This window comes from Tahibacter caeni (assembly GCF_024609805.1).
Classification (GTDB): domain Bacteria; phylum Pseudomonadota; class Gammaproteobacteria; order Xanthomonadales; family Rhodanobacteraceae; genus Tahibacter; species Tahibacter caeni.
This window is the reverse complement of the sequence record NZ_JANFVR010000072.1, coordinates 1-18,287: the sequence shown is the minus strand read 5'-3', so window position 1 is coordinate 18,287 and position 18,287 is coordinate 1. Positions and strand designations below refer to the sequence as shown.

The following is an 18,287-nucleotide window of genomic DNA, read 5'->3' as shown; positions in this document are numbered from 1 at the left end:
GCCGGTGCGAGCAGCGCCGTCGCGAGCAGCCAGCCCGCCGCGGCGACGGCCGTCGCATTGCCGCCATTGCCGCCGGCGGTGCCGCTCGTGGCACCGCGCAGGCGGCGCACGAGAGCGCCCAGGGTCGCGATCAGCAGGCCGAGCATGCACAGGCGCAGCAGCCGCGTCAGCCATGGCGGCGCAATGATCAGGCGCACTTCCTGATCGGCCAGCACCGGTCCGCTCCAGTACAAGGGATAGACGCGGCCGTAGCTCCACGACGGCTCGCCGCGGCCGGCCTGGATCACGGTGTTCTGCGCATAGCGCTGCACCAGGTTGTTCTGCGTCTGCCGCGCGCGCGACTTGGCCACGGCGGCATAGTTGTAGGTCTTGTCCAGCGCGCCGCCGAGGCTGTTGCTGCTGAAACCCGCTTCGGCCTGCGGGGCCGGAGGCGCCGGCACGGACTGGACCTCCATCGCCGGTTCCGCCATCTCCTGGTCGCGCTGGGCCTCCATGGCGTTGCCCGCAGAAGCCGGCGCGGCGAAGCCTTGGGACTCGAGCTGCGGATACAGCACGTAGCGCACCTGTGCCGCGACGAACGGCAAGGTCAGCAGCGCGAGCAGCAGCCCGCACAGCAGCGCGGCGATGCCGAAGCCCTGGCGCAGCCGGCCCGCCGGCAGCGCCTTGACGACGAGGCCCAGCGCGACGACGAGCAGCAGGGTCCACAGCGGCGCGCCGGCCTCGTGATAGCCGAGCACGAGATAGCCCAGCGCAAACGCGCCGGCCAGCCAGCCGAGCAGCCGCGCCGCGAGCAGCGCGGTCACGGCGACGAGGAACACGTCGAGCAGGGTCCAGCGCGACACCCAGCTCTGGTCGGCGCGGTCGGCGCCGAGCGCGGCCAGCAGCCGGTAGCTGTGCGGCAGATGCAGCTGCCAGCTGATGCTGTCGAAGGTCTGGCGCCAGCCGGCGATCGGCAGGCGTCCGCCGTTCGCGGCGACGCGCACGCCGGCCGACAGGTCCACTGCGGCCTCGCGCAGCTCCACGCCGGTCGCGCCGTCGGCGGCCGTGGTCACGAGCAGGCCTTCGCCGCGGCTCTGCGCGCGCTCGATGACGTAAGGTGCGACGGCGTCGAGGCGCCAGTCGCGATGCATGGTGCCGGTCACGCGGTCCTTCGCGTACAGCGCGCTGCCGTCGAACTGCAGCCAGACCTCGCGCTGTAGCGCGAGCCGGTTCGCATCCTCGCCGGACAGCCCGCGCGAGCGCTCCTCGACGGTCAGCGCGGCTTCGGGTGCCAGTGCGAAGGCCGGCAGGCCGCGCCACTCCTCGGGCACGCCGGCCTGGGCCGGATCGATGGGCTGCTCGCCGTCGGCACCGCTGACGCGCAGCCAGCTCTGCGCTTCGAAACTCCAGATTTCCTGCTCCGGCCACGGCGCCTCTATCGTCGGCGCGACGACCTTGGCCAGCGGCGCCGTCGCGCGCGCCTGCAGGCCGATGTCCCAGTCGCCGGGCTGCACCTGGATGTGGAGCCGGCGGTCATTGCCCAGACGCGCGGACAGACTGCCGTTCAAGGCCAGCGGCACGAAGCCGTCGGGCAGCGCCGGCCCGAGGCTTTCCTCGCGCGCCTGGCCGGACACGTGCAGGCGCAGCCGCGTTTCGAGCCGGGCCGGCACGTCGTCGGTCAGCTTGCGGAATACCTCGATCGCGATCGCGTCGGCTTCGGGCGCCGCAGCCTCGCCGCGGCCGAGGGTCAGCTGGTCCCCGTTGCGTTCGAGCGGCTGCACGTCCTTGCCGTCGACGCGCAGATCGATCAGCGCGACGTTCAGCGGCACGCGCAGCTGCTGCGGCCGGCGCACCCACGGAATGCGCCCTTCGATGCGGTAGACGCCGGGGCCCAGGCGCAGCTGCGGTGCGTCCTCGCGCGCGAGCACCGGCGCGCCCTGGCCGTTGACGGTCACGTCCTGGGGCCAGTCCTGCAGATCGCCGGGCAAGGCGATCCAGCTGACCGCATCGACGCGCCATTGCTGGGTGAAGCGCAGCCCGCCCGCATCGGCGTCCAGCGCGAGGCGGCCGGGCCAGGCGCAGACGAAATCGCCGGCCCCTGCGGCCGCCGCGCCGGCCAGCAGCGGACAGCCGCGGAACTCCTGGTCCTTGAGCACCCAGCCGCGCCAATCCCGCAGCACCGCCGGAATCGGATCGGCCGCCGGCGCCTGCGCCTGCGCGGCCGCCGACAACAGGAACAGGACCCACGACAACAGACAGAAAACCCGACGCATGACCGACTCCCTGATCGCGGCGAAAGAGGCTGCTGCAACGACGGCGCCGAGTCTACGGGGTTCGTCCGCGCCAGGGCGATGCGCGGCGTCCTGAGGCCGCCGCCGTGCACGCAGAACGAAATGGGATGAGGGCTTCGAACACGCTTTGCCGTCGATGCAGCACGACTCCCCAGGATCACCACGCCATGCGCAACACCGTTCTCCTCGCCACCTGCCTGCTGACCGCCGCCACGGCCGCCGCTCTGCCCGCGCGCGGCGAGATGATGATCGGCGGCTACGGTCCGTCGACCGCCCAGGGCAATCCGCTGCGCCGTTTCTCGGCCGATGCGCAGGGCGGCGACGCCCCGGTCGCCGAGATCGCCGGCCCGGACACTCAGCTCTACCAGCCTGCGTTCGGCGTCTACGAACCCGACGAAAACGTCATCTACGTTTCGGATTTCGACGGCCGCGCGATCCGCGTCTATTCCGCGACCGCGACCGGCAATGCCGCGCCGATCCGCGTGCTCAACCCACCGTCGATCGCGCAGACGCGCGCGAATGCGCCGGTATCGGCCTACGGCGAACTCGGCGTGATCGTCTCCAACTGCTGCATCGCGACCTTTCCGCTGCGCGCCAGTGGCAATGCCGTGTCGCCGATCCGCACCATCGACTGGGGCGGCGGCAGCAACACGACGACCAAGCTCTATAACCCGAACGCGCTGACGTATCTGCCCGGCAGCGACGAATACGTGGTCATCGACAGCGACCCGGCGCCGCCGCAGGCGTCGCGCCTCGTCTTCCATGCGCGTACGGCCAGCGGCACCGTCGCGCCGACGCGCCTGCTGACCGGCGCCGGCGTCGCCTATGCGGTCGGCCTCGCCCACGACCGCGCCACGCACCGGTTGTTCGTGCTGCGCCAGGCGCCTCCCGACGCCAACGACGTGCAGCGCGGCAGCATCGCCGTGTTCGACGAAAACGCCAGCGGCGACGCTCCGCCGCTGACCGTCATAGAAGGCGATGCGACCCGGCTCGACCTGCTCGCGGGCCAGTACTGGGCAGGCCTGGGCTTCGATCCGTACACGTCGCGCCTGGTGGCCAGCAGCAACGGCAACTCGGGCAATGCCGCGCTGAACCGCGTGCTCCTGTTCGACTACGCCGCGGACGTCGGCGGCAACGTCGCTCCGGTACGCCAGCTGCAGGGCAGCAACGTGAGTCCGTACTACCCGGGCGTTCCGTTCGGCGTGCCGGCCGAGATCATCTTCCGCAGCGGCTTCGAGGCGACCCCGAACGCGTTCTGAGCGCGACTGCCGACGCTGCCGGCAACGGCCGGGCGGCGCGGACACTCGCGGCCCGCTGCACGGCGCCGGTCGGCTTGGCCTGCCACCGCGGCCGGCGAATCGGGCGAAACGATTTGGGATTTCCGTTCCGTTTCGCCGTAGCAAAGGACGACTCTCCCGGAAATCCCCCGCCATGCGCCGCCCTGCCCTCGCCTGCCTGCTGACCGTCGCCGCGATCGCGGCGGCTCCCGGCCATGCCGACATGATGCTCGGCGGTTTCGCCACGAGCGCCGGCCAGAATCATCCGCTGCGCCATTTCCATCCCGACGCGACGGGCAGCGCCGCGCCGGTCGGCGAGATTTCCGGTCCCGCCACACAGCTGTACCAGCCGATGTTCGGCACCTACGAGCCGAACGAGCAGGTCGTCTACATCTCCGATTTCGGCGGCCAGGCGATCCGCGTCTATCCCGCGTTCGCGACCGGCGACGTCGCGCCGCTGCGCGTGCTCGATCCGCCGCAGCTCGCACAGACGCGTGCGAACGCGCCGGTTCCCGCCCACGGCGAGCTCGGCGTCATCGCGTCGAACTGCTGCATCTACACCTATCCGCTGCAGGCCAGCGGCAACAGTGTCGCGCGCATCCGCGGCATCAACTGGGGCGGCGGCGCCGACACGACGACGAAGCTCAACAACCCTTCGTCGCTGATCTATATCCCCGCGACCGACGAATACGCGGTCAAGGACTACGACTCGGCGCCGCCGCAGGCCGCGCGCATCGTCTTCCATGCGCGCACGGCCAACGGCTTCGTCGCGCCGACGCGCCTGCTGACCGGCGCCGGCGTGGCCAATGCGACAGGACTCGCCTACGACGCGGGTTCGCGCCGTCTGTTCGTGCTGCGCCAGCTGCCGCCGGTCGGCGGTACGCGCCGCGGCGTCATCGCGATCTTCGCCGATACGGCCAGCGGCGACGCCGTGCCGCTGGACACGATCGAAGGCGGCTCGACCCAGCTCGATCTGCCGGACGGCCGCTACTTCTCGGGCATCGGCTTCGATCCCTACGCGCAGCGGATCATGGTCAGCATGCCCGGAGGCTCCAATCCGGCCGACAACCGCGTCCTCCAGTACGGCTACAGCCCCGGCGCGGCCGGCGACCTCGCGCCGGTCCGCATACTGCAGGGCACGAACGTCAGCCCGTATACCGTCGGCATACCGTTCGGCGTGCCGGCCGGACCGCCGGACTTCATCTTCCGCAACGGCTTTCAGCCGTAGGCCCGGAGCTTCCGGCGGCGCTCGCCGCGACCCGGTTGCACTGTTGAGCGCGGTCGCAGCCGTCACGCCTGGCGCAGGCGGCCGCCCTCAGCTTTCGGCCTTCAATGCCGCCGACGGCAGCGCCCGGCGCATGCGCCAGCCCACCCACGCCGAGGACACGCCGGCGAGCGCGGCCAGCAGCGCGAGTCCGCCGGTCGCGACGCCGAGGCCGCGCAGCAGGTTCAGGCTGCTGGTCACGGCTAGATCGCCGAAGCGCCAGACCGCCGTGTCGATGAAGTTCTTGGCCTTGTAGCGCGTCTCCGCATCGACCTCGGTGTACAGCGAGTCGGCCGCGGGCTTGAAGATGCCGTAGGCGCTCGCGCGCGTGACCACCGCCGCGACGACGATCCAGCCCGGGCCGACCACGACCAGGCCAACCAGCATCAGCGCCTTGACGATGCCGTCGAGCACGAGCGCGGCGATCGGGCCGAGGCGCACCATGATCTCGCGCGTCAGGAACAGCTGGAACAGGATCTGCAGGATGTTCGTCGCGAGATCGAGATTGGACGCGAACGCGATGCCGGCCGCCTGGGTCGGGAACATCGCGCGGTTGTAGTCGGCGAGGAACGCGTAGATCACGGTGCCCACGCAGTCGCCGAGCAGCATCAGCAGCGCGACGCGGCGCAGGAACGGCGAACGCAGGGTCTCGATCGCACCGGCGATCATGCTGCCGCCGATCACGCGCTGATCGCGATCGGGTTCGCCGACGACAGGATTGCGCCGGGCCCAGCTCAGCAGCCAGTAGATGCAGGCGATGCACAGTCCGAGCAGCAATGCCGACACGACGAGCAGCCCGCGCACGCCGACGGCGAACACGAGCAGCTTGGTCATCGTCGGCCCGGCGATCGCGCCGAGCGCGCCGCCGATCGCGATCAGCGGAAACAGCCGACGCGCCTGCGCACGGTCGAAGATGTCCGCCATGAAGCTCCAGAACAGCGCCACGATGAGCAGGTTGAACACGCTGCCCCAGATGAAGAACAAGGTGCCGAGCACGGTGGCGCCGATGCGCTCCTGCTGAGCGAACAGCGGAATGAAGGCCATGGTCAGCACCGCGACGATGGCATAGACCGCCGGCACGAACTGGCTGCGCCGGAAGCGCGCGGCGAGCGCGCCGAATACCGGCGTCAACAGCAGGGTCACCACGAACACGGCGAGATAGAAAATCGGCAGCTGCGTCGATCCGGCTGCGGCGGACAGCTGGTCGCGCACCGGACGGATGATGTAGTAGCTCGCGAGCACGCAGAAGAAATAGGCGGCCGAAACGCACAGGGCGGCCCATTCGTGGCTCTTGACCGTATTGCGCAGATAGCTTTCCAGGCGCTCCGACACAGAGCTCATGCAGATCCCGCGGCTGAAACGAAAGCGCGCAAAGCCTAGCATGCGCGCGCGACGGGAACGCGACACGGCATAATCGGCCCATGTCAGCCTCGCTCTCGGCGCTCTACGTCTATCCGGTCAAGTCCTGCGCCGCGCTCGCGCCGGCTTCGGCCCAGGTCGAACCGCGCGGGCTCGCCGGCGACCGGCGCTGGCTCGTCGTCGACCAGAACGGAAAATTCGTCACCGGACGGCTGCATGCGCGCATGCCGCTGATCCGCGCGACGCCGCTGCCGCAGGGCCTGCGCCTCGAAGCGCCGGACATGCCGGCGCTCGACGTCGCGCTGCCGGCGGCCGATGCGCCGCGCCGCCGCGTCGAGGTCTGGCGCTCGGTCGTCGACGCCTTACCGGCCGACGCGGCCGCCGACGCGTGGTTCAGCCGCTGTCTCGGCGCCGAGCTCGCGCTGGTCCACATGGACGACGCGGCGCATCGCGCGGTCAATCCCGACTACGGCCGCCCCGGCGACGAAGTCAGCTTCGCCGACGGCTATCCGCAGCTGCTGATTTCCGCCGCGGCGCTGGACGCGCTGAATGCGCGCCTGGCCGAACCCGTCGGCATGCTGCGCTTCCGCCCGAATCTCGTCGTCGCCGGCACGCCGCCGCATGCGGAGGACGGCTGGAAGCGGATCCGCATCGGCGAGGTCGAGTTCGACGTGGTCAAGCCCTGCACGCGCTGCGTGTTCACGACGGTCGATCCGCTACGCGGGCAACGCAATGCCGACGGCGAGCCGCTGAAGACCCTGACGAGCTACCGGCGCACGCCGACCGGCGTCACGTTCGGCCAGAACCTGATTCCGCGCGGCCGCGGCACGATTGCGCTCGGCGATGTGGTCGAGGTGCTGGAGTAGCACCTGCGCCGCATGCCGGCCGCTCAGTCGAAATGCGTCGCGAAGATCGTGTCGCGGATGTTCGACGGACAGGACCTCGGCAATGGCGTTGTGTCACGCGGAAGCCGGCTTGCGGCGCCGACCCGCGGATTATCATCCATCTCCGGCTCGACGGACTGCGGGCGAACAGACACTACCGCCATGCTGCACTGCGATGGAGCATCTGCTCTAGCCCCCACTCCTAGCCTCGCCCGATCCTCGTCCTCCCCACGGCACAGGCAATGACGTACGACTTCATCATCGTCGGCGCGGGATCGGCCGGCTGCGTGCTGGCCAACCGGCTCAGCGCGAATCCGAACCATCGCGTGCTGCTGCTCGAAGCCGGCGGCAGCGACTGGCATCCGTTCATCCACATGCCGGCGGGACTGGCCAAGCTGGTCGGAAAAAAAGGCGTCAATTGGGATTATTCCACCGAGCCGGAGCCGCAGCTCGACAACCGCCGGCTCTGGTGGCCGCGCGGCAAGGTGCTCGGCGGCTCCAGCTCCATCAATGCCATGTGCTACATCCGCGGCGACGCGCGCGACTACGACGAATGGGCGCAGCTGGCCGGCGACGCGCACTGGAACTGGAATGCGGTGCTGCCGTACTTCCGCCGCAGCGAAGGCAACGAGCGCGGCGCCGACAGCCTGCACGGCGCCGACGGTCCGCTGTCGGTGTCGAACCTGCGCCATCACAATCCGCTGTCCCAGGCACTGATCGATGCGGCCGCCTCGCTCGGCCATCCGGTCAGCACCGACTTCAACGGGCCGAGCCAGAGCGGCTTCGGCTACTACCAGGTCACGCAGAAGAACGGCGCGCGCTGCTCCACCGCGCAGGGCTACCTGCAGCCGGCGCGCGGTCGCGGGAACCTGCAGGTGCTCACGCAGGCGGCGACCGAGCGCGTGCTGCTGGCCGGCGGCCGCGCGGTCGGCGTGCAATACCGTCACCGCGGCCGCGTGATGCGCGCCGAGGCCGGCCAGGTCATCCTGAGCGGCGGCGCGCTGAATTCGCCGCAGCTGCTGATGCTCTCGGGCATCGGTCCGGCCGCGGCGCTGCGCGCGCACGGCATCGGCGTCGAGGTCGACAGCGCCGGCGTCGGCGCGAACCTGCAGGATCATCTGGACATCTGCACGTTGACGCGCTGCACGCAGCCGATCACCTACGACAAGACCAACGACGTCGCGATCGCGCTGGAATTCCTGCTGCGCCGCCGCGGCATCGGCACGTCGAACATCGCCGAGGCCGGCGGCTTCGTGCGCTCGCGCCTGGCGCCCGACGAACGCTGCGACCTGCAGTTCCATTTCGTGCCGGCCCTGCTCGATGATCACGGCCGCAATCGACTGCCGGGCTACGGCTACACCCTGCACGCCTGCGCGCTGCGGCCGCGCAGCCGCGGCCATCTGGCGCTGCGCTCGGCCGACCCGGCGCAGAAGATCGCGATCCATGCGAACTATCTGAGCGACGCCGACGGCTTCGACCTGCGCATGCTCGTCGAAGCCGCGCGCCTGTCGCGCGAGATCCTGGCCCAGCCCGCGTTTGCCGCGTATCGCGGCGACGAGATCTTCCCGGGCAGCGGCGCGGTCAGCGATGCCGATCTCGTCGCGTTCATCCGGCGCAAGGCCGAATCCATCTACCACCCGATAGGCACCTGCCGCATGGGCAATGACGACGCTGCCGTCGTCGACAGCGAACTGCGCGTGCGCGGCGTCGACGCGCTGCGCGTCGTCGACGCATCGGTCATGCCCGTGCTGCCCGGCGGCAATACGAACGCCCCCACCGTCATGATCGCCGAGCGCGCCAGCGACCTGCTGCTCGGCATGCGCGAGGCGGTGCCGCAGGCCGCCTGAGTCCCGCGCGCCGCGCCCGCGGCTCTGCCGAGCCGCGGGGCCGCGGGGCGGCATCGCAGTCCGTGAGATGGGCCGCGCAGAGACTGCGCGGCGTCGTCCAGACGGCGTGCGCACCGCACCGCCGCAGCGACCGCTCCGATACCGGATACCACGCCTTCGTCGCTCCCGTTCCCTGGCGGGAGGCGGCCGCGTGCGCCGGATCGGCACTTCCCTCACCCGCTCGCGAGACCCGACCATGCCGAATCGACCGCTTCCGTTGTTTGCGTTTACTCCCTGGCGTCCGGCCGAGCCGACGCCGTTCCCGCAGCGCTACCCGACGGCCACGCGCCGCCTCTGCCGCCTGCTCGCGGTCGCTGCGGCGAACGACCCCGCCGAGCTGTCCGACAGCGACGGTGCGCAGCTGATCGAGCTGCACGCGCATCTGCGCCGGCGCGCGCGCCCGGACTGATTCACGCGCCGCGCAAGAAGCGGATGGCGCGCGGCACGGCCACCGGCGAAGCTGGCTTCATCCCTCGTCGGAGCATCGTCATGCACTTCCGTATCCGCGGCCTGGCCCCCGCGCCGTTCCTTCATCTCTACGGCCTGTCCGATGCGGCGCTGCGCGAGCACGGCGCGCAGCGCCGCATCACCGACCGCCAGCCGGGTTTTCCCGACCGCATCGAATTGCGCGACGCGCAGCCCGGCGAAAGCCTGATCCTGCTGAACTATCTGCATCAGCCGGCCGACACGCCGTATCGCAGCAGCCATGCGATCTTCGTGCGCGAAGGCGCCGAACGGGCCGCCGACCTCGTCGACGAAGTCCCCGAAGTCATGTACCGGCGCACGATCTCGCTGCGCGCATTCGACCGCGAACACGACATGCGGGCCGCCGAACTCGCCGACGGCGACGCGATCGCACCGGCGATACGACGGCTGCTGGCCGACCCACTCGTCGACTACGTCCATGCGCACTACGCCGTGCGCGGCTGCTATGCGGCGCGCATCGAGCGCGCCGGCTGAGTATTGCCGGAACCGTGCAAGCCCTGGTTCCAGTCCGGCCAGGGCCGAGGACCGCCTGCGGCGTCGGCCCTGCACTGCAGGCGCAAGCCGCAGTCACTCCAGCATGTCCGCGAAGATCAGGTCGTCGGCACGCTCCGGATAGGCGGCAAAGCCGTTGGGAACTGCGGGATCGGCGACATAGACGCGGCCGCGACCATTCAAGGCCAGGCCCCTGCCGATATCGGCTACGGGTGTCGGCGCCAGCTCGGCGATCCAGTCGGCGGCGGCGGCACCACTGGAGGTGAGCTTCGCCAGCGAGGCACGCGAAGCACCACCGATGCTCGTATAGGTGCCGGAAACGAACAGATCGCCTCCGGCCCCTGCGGCCAGTCCGAGCACGAAACCGTTGGCCTGCGCGTCCCAGGCATTGTCGACCTGGGCACTTCCGGTACCGGGCAGCACCTTCATCAGCCCCATGCGCGGCGCGGTGAAGAGTCCGCCGACGACGATGCTGCTGCCGACACCGCGGACGAACAGATAACGCGGTACTGCGCTCGCCTCCAACGGACTGAGCTGCCATGCGGCGGCACCATTGCCTGCCACATCATGGCTGGTTATCGCATTGTAGGCTGGCAACGAGTTGACGTACGGCCCACCGACGTACAGACGGTCGTCGATCTGGCCCACGGACAGCGCGCCGACGCCGGAGCTGACGCTCCAGGCCCCGTCCTGGATGCCCGTCGCACTGGAATAGCGCCGGACGTCGACGTAGAGCCGATCCATGCCGTCGACGAACAGCGACGATGTGGTCGTGGAAACCGCCGGAGACAGCGACCAGCCCGCGACGACCGTTCCGCCGCGCGTGAGTTTGGCGACACCGGCGGTGGCGGTTTCGTTGACTTGATTGAACTGGCCGCCGAGGTAGACGTTGCCGGCCGAATCGGTGGCGGCGCCGAAAACACGTCCGTTCGTATCGGCCCGCCAGAATCGGTCGAGCCGGCCATCGGGACGCACGCGAAGCACATTGCGGCGCGTCAGACCGTTCGCGCGCGCGAACTGGCCGTAGACGATGACGCCGCCGTCGCGCTGGGCGACGATTCCCCAGATCTTCGCCGGCGTTTCCGCATCGACCTGCCAGTTGCGCGCTCCCGGCGCACCCAGCCGCACGAAGCCGAGACCGGAAATGCCGGCGAATTCGGTGAAGCGGCCGCCGACGCCGATACTGCCGTCGGCATAGCGCAGCAGCGCGCGAACCTCGGCCCCTGCCGGCGCGGCGTAGCTGGCCTGGAGCTGCCCGGTCGAGCCGTCGAGCTGCACGAGTCCGCGGTCTTTCGCCGAGCCGCTGCCCACGAGTAGATGGCCGCGATCGAACAGCAGCACTCGCTCTTCCTCGATCACGTTCGCGTAGTGCCACCCGGCCATTGGCTCTCCGCGCCCGGCGGCCGAAAGCCGTTGGACGCGTCCAGCGACGATCGTGAAGACCGATACGCTGTCGCTCGCGAGGTTGCTGCCCGGATCCGGCGCCACGGGCGGATTCCAGTCCGCGTCGATCTGCCCGGATCCGGTGATCCGGTAAAGCCGGTTGTGCCGGCTGCCGCCCTGCAACGGCTCCGCAATGACGAACAGATTACCGTTGCCGTCGCCGGTAATCGCCGACACCGTGCGCAGGCCGACTGCCCAACGATCCACGACCGTGCCTGCGGAAAGATCAATGCGGCTCAAGCCACCGTCCTCACACCGGCTGGGCACGTACAGGAAACGGCCTTCCCGATGCGGACGATGCGCCGCCTGCGCGCATTCCGTCGCACCCAGCCAACGCGGATCGAGCTGCGTTCCATCGCGACCAGTCAATCTGGCGGGACCGCGCAGCGGCCTCCGGTCGACGCTGTCGAACGGGCCGGAGACGTAGACTTCAGCGCCTTCGCCGGCAATGGCGAGGTAACGCTCGTCGCCGTCGGTATCCTTCGAGTACGCAATCTGCGGATTCCAGGCCGGATCCAGCGTGCCGTCCGGATGCAGCCGCGCGAAGCCATTTCGCGCCTCGCCGCCGATTGCAGTGAAGTCGCCGGCGAGCAGCGTGCTGCCGTCGGGCTGCAGCGCCAGATCGTCGACACGGCTCAGGTTCACGAAGTCGGTGATCGCCGGATCGGGCAACGGTCTTGCGATGGTCTGCGCCGCCAGCGGCATCGCACCGAGGCCGAGAGCGAGAGCGAACATCGACGGGAAGGCGCGGCTGGACATGGATACCCCCGGAAGATTCCTGACGACAACGCGTTGGCTTGATCGGCCGCCCATTATTCTCTCACGACAAACGCTTCCGATCGTGATCAATTCGGGCACGGTCGGTCAACCGTGGCGCCGGCCGCTCCCACGGGACGAAGAATCCTCCAAAAAAAAAAAGACCGCGCGGAGAACCGCGCGGTCTGGATGCTGCGAAGGAGACGCGACGAAACAGATGCGGAGCGACGCTGCGAACGTCGCTCCGCCGCACCTTAGAACTTGATGCTGAACCGCGCCCAGTAGTAGCGGCCGACCGTGTCGAACGTCACCGGATCGGTGTTGCCGTTGGTGACGTTGTTCTGGAACAGGATCGGCGGCTGCTTGTCGAACGCGTTGTCCACGCCGACTTCCACGCGTGCGTTGATCGGCTCGATGCGATAGCCGAACTGCAGGTTGTGGTAGGTCGTCGCGCCGTAGTTGACCACGACGTTCGGCAAGGTGCCGTCGGCGGACTCGCCGCCCGGGCGCAGGGTGCCGAGGTCGAAGCCGTGGACGTAGCGCGTGGTCCAGCTCGCGTCGAAGTTGCCGAGCTCCCAGCTCAAGGTGCCCAGGCCGCGCCAGCGCGCATAGTTGCCGAGCTGGCGGTTGAACTGGCCGGCCGCATAGATCGTGCCGGTCGGCGCGCCGTTGTTGTCGCGGATCAGCTGGTTGAACTGCGCCGTGTAGGTCGCGTCGAGGCTCGCGCGGAACGTGCCGAAGCGCGTTTCCGGCAGGCGGTACTTGATGCCGAAGTCCGCGCCCTTGGCGTCGAGGCGGCCGAGGTTCAGAGTCGGCTGGTCGATGTAGAACACCTGGCCGTCGGCTTCGAAGCGATGAATGTAGTCGCAGAGGTTGCCGGCCGTGTAGCACTGCAGCGCCACGGTGTTGACGTCGAGCGCGCTGATGTTGTCGTTCAGCGCGAAGCGCCAGAAATCCACGCTCGTGGACAGGCCTTCCAGCCAGCTCGGGTCATAGACCAGACCCCAGGTGAACGCCTTGCCCTGTTCCGGACGCAGGTTCGGATTGCCGGCGACGAGGCCCGTGGTCTGGCCGTTCGGCGGTCCCTGGAAGCTGCCGTCGCGCGGTACGTTCGCGCAGGCGCGGTCGATGTTCGCGTTGGCGCCGACCGGCGAGGTCACGCCGATGCAGGGATCGCGGAACGTCGGCGCATTGGAGGCCGGCGCGGCGTAGAGGTTGGAGATCGTCGGCGCACGGAACACTTCGGCGATCGTGCCGCGCACGAGCACGTCGTCGAGCGGACGCCATTCGACGCCGAACTTGGAGTTCGTCGAATTGCCGAAGGTCGAGTACTTCGAATAGCGCGAGCCCAGGGTGACGTTCAGCGTCTTGGCGAATGCGACGTCGCGCAGGATCGGAATGAAGGCTTCGCCGTAGACTTCCTTGACGTCGTAGCTGCCGACCACGGCCGAGGTGCAGGCGTCCTGCGCGAGCAGGCAGTTGGTGTAGTCCGGCGGCAGCGCCGTGGCGAGAAAGTCCGGGCTGAAATTCTGATATTCCTTGCGGTACGACGTACCGACCGCGAGGCTGACCACGCCGGCCGGCAACTCGAACAGCTCGCCGTTCGCGTTGACTTCGGCTTCGCGCTGCACGTAGTTCAGGTTCGTGCGGTACGGCGCCGACAGCAGCGCGACGCCTTCGGGCGTCTCGGTCGGATTGAACATGTTGACCGGAATGCAGCCGGCGATCGGCGCGGTCGGCGTGCCGCAGGTCGGCACGCCGTTGGCGTCGATGAACGAGGGGCCGACGGCATTGATGAGGTTCGGCTGGAAGATGTAGCCGCCGAACAGGCGGCTCTGCGAGAAGCCGCCGTAGGTGAAGTTCGCGTCCCACTGCCAGCTGGTGTTGCCGATGCCGCCGCGCAGGCCCATGTTGATCTGGTCGGTGGACACGGCGGTCGAGGCGCGGCGGTTGCCGACGGCTTCCAGACGCAGCGCGAACGCGTTCCCCGAGTCGTTGTCGCCGCTGCGGCCGAAGTCGATGCCGAACGGGTTGTAGATGCTGTCGCGCGAGATCAGCACGTTGTCGTTGCGCGCGTCGAACGGCAGCGGCGCGATCGCGAAGGCCGCACGCGTCTTGTTGTGGAAGGCCTCGACGTAGGCCTCGACGCTGTCGCTCAGGCGGTAGTTGCCGACCACGAACAGGCTGCCGCGCTCCTGCGGCGTCAGCTCGAGGTTGCCGACGGCCTGGAAGTTGTAGGCGTCGACGGCGCCGTTGTAGCAGCGATAGTCGCTCAGCGACGCACCGCTCGCACCCGGGATGCGCGTGACCGAGCCGCCGGCGCTGGCCGGGCAGTTGAACTGCGCGATCAGATCCGCCGGCAGGAAGATGCGGCCGCGCGGCGTGCGGCTGGAGCCGCCCGCGGACACCGAGCCTGAGGACAGGTACAGCGCTTCGCGCGAGAACTTGCGGTCGGCCGCCGAGACCGAATCCTGCTTGTGGTAGTTCACGCCGACCATCAGGCTGCCCTTGTCGCTGCTGTGGCCCAAGGTCATGGTCACGCCCTTGCGCTGGCCGTCGTCGGCGTCGGCGATGCCGTAGTCCACGCCGAATTCGATGCCCTGGTAGTCCTTGCGCAGGATGAAGTTGACGACGCCGCCGATCGCGTCGGAGCCATAGATCGCCGACGCGCCGTCCTTGAGCACTTCGACGCGCTCGACGAGGTTGATCGGAATCGCGTTGACGTCGGGCGCCGGGCCGGCCAGACGACGGCCGTTGACGAGGATCAGGGTGCGCGCGGTGCCGAGGCCGCGCAGGTCGATCGTCGCCGCACCCGTGCCGCCGCCGTTGTTGACGGCGCCGTTGGTCGCCGTCGCGCCGCCGGCGATGACCGGCGTGCTCTGCAGCAGGTCGCCGACCGTGAGCTTGCCGGTCTTCTCGATCTGGCCCTTGTCGATCACGAAGACCGGGCTGGCGGTTTCCAGGTCGACGCGACGGATGCGCGAACCCGTGACGACGATGGTTTCCAGCTTGTCGGCCTCGGAGGCCGGTTCGGGCTGCTGCGCCGACGCCGGCAGCGCGAAGCAGCCCAGCAGCACGGCACTCGCGCCGACGCCGGGCGCCGACAGCGCCGATCGAACGGCTCGGGGGAGCGAAGACTTGTACATGTATTTCTCCAGTAATTATTCACAAATCGACCGCAGCGCCGCAGGCCGGTGGTCGAGGCGATGGCGGCGCCGACGCGGTCGGTGAGTGCGCAGGCAAGGCCGGCAGACCGGGCGATACCCGGTGCGGCAACGTTAAAAATCTGTGGCGGCGTCGAGTTGGCGCGAGTTGGCCGACGGCGTTGCGGAAACTGCGGGGCGCCGCAGTTGCTCGTCCTCGCAACGCCGCTGACGCAGTGCGCGCGTGCCGACGCCGTGCTCGCGGCGCAGCGCGGCCGCACTGATGCCGAAGCGCTGGCGGAACAGCCGCGAGAACGCACAGCGGTTCTCGAAGCCGCTCGCACCGGCGATTTCGCTGATCGCCAGCGGCGAGGAGCGTACGAGCCGGCGCGCGCGTTCCAGGCGCCGGTCGACGAGATAGGCGTGCGGCGTTTCGCCGTAGACGGAATGGAACGCGCGGATGAAATGCCAGGGCGAGTAGCTCGCGACGCGGGCCAGCTCGGGAATATCGAGTTCCTGTTCGCAGCGCGTGGCCATGAGGTTGCGCACGCGCTGCAGCCGCAGGAACACGTTCTGGCGCTGGGTCAGGGTGCGGCCCGGACAGCGCTCGATCATGTCGGCAAAGTCGGCCTGCAGCTCGACCACGCCGCCGAGCAGATCGTCGACGGCGCTCTGCAGCGCGTACTCGCCGCGGCTTTCGAGCACGGCGCGCACGACCCGCATGGCGAGCCGGCGCAAGGTCGGCGCCGCGGCATGCCAGGCCGGCACGAGGCCGGGTTCGGTGCCCAGTGCCGCACCGGCGCGCAGCAGGGCTCGGCGCCAGCCCGGACGCTGCGCGATCAACGCGACCCACAGCGCGCTGCCGCGGCCGGTGGCCTGCAGGCGCTGGTCGGCTTCGCTGACGAGCATCTGTCCCGGTTCGAGGGTGAAGCTCGTATCGCCGCTGCTCAGGCGCAGCCGGCCGCGCAGCGGCAGCCAGATGCAGCCGCCATCGCCGGCCGTCGCGAGCGTCGCACCGCGGCCGCCGCCGACGATCGCGAGCACGTTGTCGCCGCAGCGCTGGCGCAGCGCATCCACGCCGACCAGTTCCAGTCGCGCGCCGACGCGCAGTGTCTCTCCGATGATTCTCATGTCGTCTCCTTCGCCCGATGCGATGGGCAAGGAATACGGCACAGACGCTGCGCAGATCCCGAGGTCGTCCGAACCGGCGGCGAGATTGCGCTTAGAAAGCGGTGAAATATCGGCGGGATTTTGCATCGCTGCGCGCCAGCCCAGGGTTCAGCGCCGTGTCCGCAAGAACCGCAACAGACCGATATCCGTGTCGTTGCGGGTTATGCGGATCAGCACGAGGCGGCGCGCATCGGCCGACAGATCGAAGCTGCGATGGTCGATCGCATCGCGCGTGCGCCAGCGCACGTCGTCGCGCGCGTCGGCCAGCGACCGGCGGCGCAGCAGGATCTGCTCGGGATCGGCATCGTCGGCGTCGAAGTACCAGAGCGCGCCGTCGCGCACGTGCCAGGCGAAGCGGTTGCCGACCGCGGCGATGACGCGCTCGTCGGCCGCCTCGGCGCGCAGCTCGCGCACGCCGCTGCCGTCGGCGCGGCTGTAGTAGACGTGTCCGCCGGCCCGGTCGACCTCGACCGCGGCAACCTGTTCGCGCAGGGTGCGCGCCGGCTCGCGCGGCGCCGCCAGCTCGAGCAGACGCGAGCCGCGGCCGTCGCGATGGATCAGCAGATAGCCGCGCTCCAGCGCATAGGTGCCGAAGCGCACGTCGACGGTCTCGTCGGAGACGACCTGTTGCAGCTGGCTGTCCAGGTCGATCTCGACGAGCTCGCCGCGCATCGCACGCCGCCGCGTCACGAGCAGGCGCCGGCCGTCGGCGCGCCATTGCGGATAGAAGAAGCGTGCGCCGTCGTCACGCGTCAGCGCATAGGTCTGGCGGTTCGCTGCATCGTGCAGCCAGAGCTGCAGGCTGCCGCCGCGGTCGGAGACGAACACGATGCGGCTGCCGTCGGGCGACAGCGCCGCATAGCTGTCGCTGCCGGTCGACGGCGCGAGCTCGCTGGCTGCGGCCGCATCGTCGAGCACGAGCCCCTGCATGATGGAGCGCGTGCGCGGCACCTCGTAGGCGAATGCGTCGGCGCGCGCGGCGACGTCGGGCATCTGCGCCGGCGATACGCCGAGCGGGCTGACGCGGCCGTCGTCGAGATCGACGCGATACAGCGCCTCGATGCCTTCGTGATTGGACGCGAACACGAGACCGCTGCCGTCGGGCAGCCAGTCGAAGCCGCGGATCAAGGCCGTGAGCCGCGTCAGCCGCAGCACCTCGCCGCCGCGTGCGCTGACCAGATAGAGATCGCAGTACGGCGACAGCCCGCGCCGGAACGCGATCCAGTTGCCGTCGGGCGAGTAGTGTGGCGCGAGGTCGTGTTCGGCCGCATCGTGCGCATAGTCGAACGACAGCGCATCGCCGCCTTCGACGGCGACGAGCGCCAGGCGCGCCGTGCCCGGCCCGTCGAAGCGCGCGACCGCGAACGCGCGGCCGTCGGGCGACCAGTCGAAGCTTTCGAACATCCCTTTGGGACAGGCCGCCCGCACACGTTCCGCGCCGCCTAAGGCATCCACCGTGACGAGCTCGCAGCGCGACGCCTGCTGCCGCACGAACGCGAGCTGCGCGCCGTCGGCGGACCAGACCGGCCAGGCTTCCTCGCCGGTTCCGGCGCTCGGCAGCAAGGTCGCCGACGCGTTGACGCCGCGCACCTGTACGCGCTGGCGGCCGCTGTCCGCATCGATCGCGACATAGGCCAGGCGCGATCCGTCCGGCGACAGCCGCGGCGTGGATTCGGCGCCGGGATCGGCCGTCAGCATCTGCGGCGCGCCGAGGATGACGATCTCGCTGCGCTCGCGGCCGAACCGGCTGTACGCAGCGACTGCGAGCAAGGCGGCGATGAGGAAGGCGGCGGCGCTCCAGGCGAGCCGTCGCCGCCGCGGCGGCGCGACCGGGATCGGCGCCGGCGTCGCGGCGGC

At 69.7% G+C, this 18,287-nt stretch carries 11 protein-coding genes and 1 pseudogene; 6 read left to right on the top strand and 6 right to left on the bottom strand.

The features are described 5' to 3' along the window. Window positions 1-2,252, bottom strand: a pseudogene (locus NON22_RS08850) (hypothetical protein); the annotation flags it as partial. Window positions 2,253-2,437: 185 nt separating this feature from the next. Here NON22_RS08850 and NON22_RS08845 point away from each other — a divergent pair. After that, window positions 2,438-3,529 carry a hypothetical protein gene (locus tag NON22_RS08845; protein WP_257386566.1) on the top strand — a complete coding sequence of 364 codons (1,092 nt, stop codon included), beginning with the start codon at window positions 2,438-2,440 and terminating at the stop codon, window positions 3,527-3,529. A 172-nt stretch (window positions 3,530-3,701) separates the two neighbouring features. Further along, on the top strand, window positions 3,702-4,775 hold the full coding sequence (locus NON22_RS08840) for a hypothetical protein (RefSeq protein WP_257386565.1): 1,074 nt from the start codon (window positions 3,702-3,704) through the stop codon (window positions 4,773-4,775). An 87-nt stretch (window positions 4,776-4,862) separates the two neighbouring features. Here the strand turns inward: NON22_RS08840 and NON22_RS08835 are convergent, their stop codons facing one another. Beyond that, window positions 4,863-6,152 (bottom strand): NTP/NDP exchange transporter, encoded by a 1,290-nt coding sequence (locus NON22_RS08835; RefSeq protein ID WP_257386564.1) that lies wholly within the window; start codon window positions 6,150-6,152, stop codon window positions 4,863-4,865. A gap of 80 nt (window positions 6,153-6,232) precedes the next feature. Between NON22_RS08835 and NON22_RS08830 the strand changes: the two genes are divergently transcribed. From NON22_RS08830 to NON22_RS08815, 4 genes are all read left to right on the top strand, one after another. Continuing rightward, the gene (locus tag NON22_RS08830) at window positions 6,233-7,036 is read left to right on the top strand and encodes an MOSC domain-containing protein (protein WP_257386563.1); all 804 of its coding nucleotides are present in this window, start codon (window positions 6,233-6,235) and stop codon (window positions 7,034-7,036) included. 260 nt (window positions 7,037-7,296) lie between these two features. After that, window positions 7,297-8,901 carry a GMC family oxidoreductase gene (locus NON22_RS08825; RefSeq protein WP_257386562.1) on the top strand — a complete coding sequence of 535 codons (1,605 nt, stop codon included), beginning with the start codon at window positions 7,297-7,299 and terminating at the stop codon, window positions 8,899-8,901. Window positions 8,902-9,136: 235 nt separating this feature from the next. Next, entirely contained in the window at window positions 9,137-9,349 is a 213-nt protein-coding gene (locus NON22_RS08820; RefSeq protein WP_257386561.1) for a hypothetical protein, read from the top strand. A gap of 80 nt (window positions 9,350-9,429) precedes the next feature. After that, window positions 9,430-9,900, top strand: coding sequence for a DUF1203 domain-containing protein (locus tag NON22_RS08815; protein ID WP_257386560.1), 471 nt, complete (start codon window positions 9,430-9,432; stop codon window positions 9,898-9,900). A gap of 93 nt (window positions 9,901-9,993) precedes the next feature. Here NON22_RS08815 and NON22_RS08810 read toward each other — a convergent pair whose 3' ends face one another. The 4 genes from NON22_RS08810 to NON22_RS08795 all read right to left on the bottom strand — a co-directional run. Continuing rightward, complete coding sequence (locus tag NON22_RS08810; RefSeq protein WP_257386559.1) at window positions 9,994-12,120, bottom strand: delta-60 repeat domain-containing protein; 2,127 nt, start codon at window positions 12,118-12,120, stop codon at window positions 9,994-9,996. A gap of 251 nt (window positions 12,121-12,371) precedes the next feature. Then, complete coding sequence (locus NON22_RS08805) at window positions 12,372-15,263, bottom strand: TonB-dependent receptor domain-containing protein (RefSeq protein ID WP_257386558.1); 2,892 nt, start codon at window positions 15,261-15,263, stop codon at window positions 12,372-12,374. A 132-nt stretch (window positions 15,264-15,395) separates the two neighbouring features. Further along, window positions 15,396-16,391: an AraC family transcriptional regulator gene (locus NON22_RS08800; protein ID WP_257386557.1), complete on the bottom strand. Its 996-nt coding sequence runs from the start codon at window positions 16,389-16,391 to the stop codon at window positions 15,396-15,398. 147 nt (window positions 16,392-16,538) lie between these two features. Continuing rightward, a partial coding sequence (locus NON22_RS08795; RefSeq protein WP_257386556.1) for a TolB family protein occupies window positions 16,539-18,287 on the bottom strand: 1,749 nt, incomplete at its 5' end.

Excerpts from the sequence above, each read along its gene's own strand:
- NON22_RS08845 (WP_257386566.1), top strand. The coding sequence starts at position 2,438 with ATGCGCAACACCGTTCTCCTCGCCACCTGCCTGCTGACCGCCGCCACG.
- NON22_RS08835 (WP_257386564.1), bottom strand. The coding sequence starts at position 6,152 with ATGAGCTCTGTGTCGGAGCGCCTGGAAAGCTATCTGCGCAATACGGTC.
- NON22_RS08830 (WP_257386563.1), top strand. The coding sequence starts at position 6,233 with ATGTCAGCCTCGCTCTCGGCGCTCTACGTCTATCCGGTCAAGTCCTGC.
- NON22_RS08805 (WP_257386558.1), bottom strand. The coding sequence starts at position 15,263 with ATGTACAAGTCTTCGCTCCCCCGAGCCGTTCGATCGGCGCTGTCGGCG.
- NON22_RS08800 (WP_257386557.1), bottom strand. The coding sequence starts at position 16,391 with ATGAGAATCATCGGAGAGACACTGCGCGTCGGCGCGCGACTGGAACTG.
- NON22_RS08840 (WP_257386565.1), top strand. The coding sequence starts at position 3,702 with ATGCGCCGCCCTGCCCTCGCCTGCCTGCTGACCGTCGCCGCGATCGCG.
- NON22_RS08825 (WP_257386562.1), top strand. The coding sequence starts at position 7,297 with ATGACGTACGACTTCATCATCGTCGGCGCGGGATCGGCCGGCTGCGTG.
- NON22_RS08810 (WP_257386559.1), bottom strand. The coding sequence starts at position 12,120 with ATGTCCAGCCGCGCCTTCCCGTCGATGTTCGCTCTCGCTCTCGGCCTC.
- NON22_RS08815 (WP_257386560.1), top strand. The coding sequence starts at position 9,430 with ATGCACTTCCGTATCCGCGGCCTGGCCCCCGCGCCGTTCCTTCATCTC.
- NON22_RS08820 (WP_257386561.1), top strand. The coding sequence starts at position 9,137 with ATGCCGAATCGACCGCTTCCGTTGTTTGCGTTTACTCCCTGGCGTCCG.